Genomic DNA, 479 nt, shown 5'->3' with positions numbered 1-479 from the left:
ATACGGATATCTCCTTCTGCAACCTCATTCCATAATTGGTCTTCATTCGGAATTCCTCCCACATAACCGGTGCCGCGTGCATCCTGACAACGTTTCAGTTCATTAATACAGTAATCGGTTTTCGTTTTCATATCCGTGTCACCTGTTGCGGCATAAAGCATCGCCATTGCCGAAAGATAGTGACCGAAAGAAAATCCGCTGACACCCATACTTTCCCATCCGCCATATATTTCTCCTTTAACGGGAAGCCCTGCATTCAAATGAAAGCGATGCAAAAAACGGTCGGGTTGTAAGGACTGCAAATAAGTTTTGTCTGCTTCCAAAGCAGTTTTAAACGGACTGTCAAGCAAGCGAACGTCTTGCAACGGTACGGCATACGCACGAACAGGTATCTTGGGTTGCACCGCTATACGGCTGTCGTTTTTCAAGGGTACATAACTTTGGGCATTCCCTTGTATGGAAATAGCGGTAAACAACAG

At 45.5% G+C, this 479-nt stretch carries 1 protein-coding gene; it reads right to left on the bottom strand.

Annotated elements, in window-relative coordinates:
* Positions 1–479: beta-L-arabinofuranosidase domain-containing protein (locus ASC50_RS04300; protein WP_193391206.1), on the bottom strand; the 479-nt coding region annotated here is incomplete at both ends.

The organism is Candidatus Symbiothrix dinenymphae (genome assembly GCF_001431085.1).
The sequence above is the reverse complement of the archived record's forward strand: the minus strand, read 5'-3'. Positions and strand labels throughout refer to the sequence as shown.